The following is a 3,001-nucleotide window of genomic DNA, read 5'->3' as shown; positions in this document are numbered from 1 at the left end:
GCACTTCGCGACCGCGCGCCGCACCGACCGTCACCCGTCGCCTCCCTGGCGGTAAGTCACTAGAACGTGCGCCACTCGCTCGTCCCGCTTCCTCGACCGGCTCCTGCGGTCGGTGTCGCCTGGCCTACCCGGAGCTTCCGGGCCGTACACGTGTCCGACCTGCGCGGCGAGAGTTCCCGCCCGGAATTCCCGGCCGCGTATAATGGGATCCGCCTCTGGCGCCACTCGATCGTCCAATTGTTGGACCCCAATCCGCAGGAGGACCGATGATCGGCGTGCTCGTGACTTTCACGCAGACCGAAAAGCTCGATCGTTCAACTCTCGCAAAGATTGCCGACGAACTCCGAGGGCCGTTCGAAGGCATGGCCGGCCTTCGCTTCAAGAGCTTCATGCTCGACGAAGACGGCGTTCGGGCAAGGAACTTCTACGCGTGGGACGACGAGGACAAAGCCCGTGCGTTCTTCACGGAGGAACTCGTCGACAAGGTGACGGGGATCTATGGCGTTCCCCCCAAAATCGAATACCTCGACATCGTGGGGTTCGTCGACAACTCCGGCACCTGAAACCCCTGCGGTCCGAGCCGTTCCGGACCGTCGTGCCCTGCCCGCAGAGCGCCCTCGCCCGCGATCGGGACCGACCGCCGCTGCCGGCCGTCCTACGGATCGCTGACACCGTCCCGCTGCGACAGCCCGGCAACCGGCCCGGCCGGCAACGTCGCCGGTCATGAGGTCCCTGCGGGCCGTGAGGTCTGCGTGCTGGACGCGCTGTTGCCCGCGGTTCACCCTTCGGGGTCGGCTCCCGATCTGCCGGCCGGCGTCGAGTTCCGGCACGGCGATGTACGGGACCGCGGCCACGGTGGAGCGCGCCCTGGCCGGGGTGGCCGCGGTCTGTCACCAGGCGGCGACGGTGGCCTCGGTCTCGACCGCGACGACGCGCCCGAGTACGTCGGCTGCAACGACCTCGGTACCGCGGTGCTCCTGTCCGCGATGGCACGCACCGGGGTGCGGAGCCTGGTGCCGGCCGGATCGATGGTGATCTACGTTGAGGGCCGGTACGCATGCCGGGAACACGGGAGCGTGGCGCCCGGCCCCCGGCGGCCGGACGATCTCGACGCCGGGCGGTTCGAACCGCCGTGCCCGGTGTGCGGCGCGGCGTTGCGGCCAGAGCCGCTCGCGTTGGACGACGTAGGAGCCCGGCTGCCGGGCAGCGTGCGGGCGTACAACGTCGGCAGCGGGGAGGTGAACACGGTCGGCGGGATGGCCCGGGCTCTCGCGGACGCGCACGGCGGGCCGGCGCCGGTGGTCACGGGTGCGTACCGGCTCGGGGACGTCCGGCACATCACCGCTGACTCCGACCTGCTCCGTTCCGAGCCGGGCCGGGGGCCCGGGTGCCGTTCGGTGCGGGGATGGCCGAGTTCGCCGCAGCGCCGCTCCGGGCCTGACCGGAGGGCCGCACGAGAGCCCTGGCACCCCGCCGCCGCGCGGGTGGCGCAAGCGGAGAACCTCAGCCGCGCGCCGCCGGGAGGGCGATCTCGAAGCAGCAGCCGCCATCGACGTTGCGCACCTGGGCGCGTCCGGCGTGGGCCTCGACGATGCCGCGCACGATGGCCGGTCCGGGGCCCGCACCGGTCCCCCCGCCCTCACCGGGGTCGCGCCGGGGCGTTCGGACGGTGCCGGCCCGCCAGCCGGTCTCGAACACGCGGGAGGGGGTCCTGTTCCGGAATGCCGCCGCAGCCGTCGATGACCGCGAGGACGACCTCGTCCACCTCCCGGCGGGCCGAGACCGCGACGACGCCGTCCGCGGGCGTCGAGCGGATCGCGTTGACGAGGAGGTTGCTCGAACGTCAGGAACCGGCAGCCCGTGGTCTTCCCGGTGAAGGAGGCGCCGCCGTTCCAGTAGGAGTACGGGTTCACGTCCTCTCCGGTCTGGTGACGATGCAAGCCCTCGCCCCCCAGGTTTGATCCGGCCCCTATCAGGTCCTGGATGACGTCGAGGACTCAAGGCACTCGCCAAGATCCGCGTCTCACCCTTCGCAACGCTCCGCCCCGCCGGATGAGATCCAGCGGGGCGGGATTGACCAACAGCGTCCGGGCGCGGGGGCGGGCCTTCGGCGTCGCCGGGCGCCGTCAGCGAGGTGACCGGTCGGGAATCGGCGTCAGAAGCACCTGATCCTGCCGCAGTTGGGAACGGAGATCTTGTGCTGGGTGCCCTCCCTCCATTCCAGGTGCGGGATCAAGCCGATCAGGGTGAGCAGCCCACCCAGTCCGATCCGGGCCAGGTTCTGGTCGGTCCACCAGATCGAGAGTGTTCCCGACTGGTTGATCTCCAGCCAGGCGTCGGTGTGGCCGTTGGTACCGGAAGACCAGCAGGACTGGTTGCCGACGCCGTAGACGACGAAGTTGCCGTCCGTCTGCATGGTCGCCCGGGTGCCGCAGCCGGCGCTGCCCGGAGCGCTCCACTCCTTGACCCGGCGCTCCTGGCCGAGTTCGTTGACCTCCGTGTACCAGAGCGCCAGTTCGCCGTTGTCCTCCATCTTCAGGACGGTCCACTGGTCCGGGTTCCCGGTGGCCTCGAAGGTCTGGCCGCGGCAGATGGTGAAGTTCCTCCACATCCAGGAGCCCTGGCGCTCCGCGCCGGGAGGCTGGAAGGCACAGTCGGAGGGCGGCTGGCCGCCACCACCGCCGGTGCCACCGCCACCTCCACCTCCACCGGTGCCGCCACCGCCACCGCCAGAACCGCCGCCACCGCCGGGGGTCGGGCCGTTCTGGACGTTGTCCATGCGCCAGCGCTGCTTGTCGGAGCCGTCGCACCGCCACACCCCGAGCTGCTCACCGGCGTTGTTCGCGGTGAGGCAGCCGCCGTCGGTGGCGCTGACGATCCAGTACCAGCCGTTGCCCGCGTCGCGGAAGGACCACCGCTGGTTGGCGTTACCCTGCTGGTTCTGCGTCAGATGGGCGCGATGGACGCCGGGGTTGTGGTCCATCACCATGCCCTGGCCCGG

2 protein-coding genes and 2 pseudogenes are annotated in these 3,001 nt (G+C 70.8%); 2 read left to right on the top strand and 2 right to left on the bottom strand.

Annotated features, from left to right (window positions below; all coding sequences use genetic code 11):
* Window positions 1–266: 266 nt before the first annotated feature.
* Entirely contained in the window at window positions 267–563 is a 297-nt protein-coding gene (locus VR45_RS32830) for a hypothetical protein (protein WP_045943541.1), read from the top strand.
* A gap of 189 nt (window positions 564–752) precedes the next feature.
* A pseudogene (locus tag VR45_RS49350) lies at window positions 753–1,441 on the top strand (NAD-dependent epimerase/dehydratase family protein).
* A gap of 62 nt (window positions 1,442–1,503) precedes the next feature.
* Here the strand turns inward: VR45_RS49350 and VR45_RS44730 are convergent.
* Window positions 1,504–1,834 (bottom strand): annotated as a pseudogene (locus VR45_RS44730) (sensor histidine kinase); the annotation flags it as partial.
* A gap of 321 nt (window positions 1,835–2,155) precedes the next feature.
* On the bottom strand, window positions 2,156–3,001 hold an 846-nt coding region (locus VR45_RS48080; protein ID WP_045943539.1), incomplete at its 5' end, for an RICIN domain-containing protein.

It is taken from the genome of Streptomyces sp. NRRL S-495, assembly GCF_000966955.1.
GTDB lineage: Bacteria > Actinomycetota > Actinomycetes > Streptomycetales > Streptomycetaceae > Kitasatospora > Kitasatospora purpeofusca.
The sequence above is the reverse complement of the archived record's forward strand: the minus strand, read 5'-3'. Positions and strand labels throughout refer to the sequence as shown.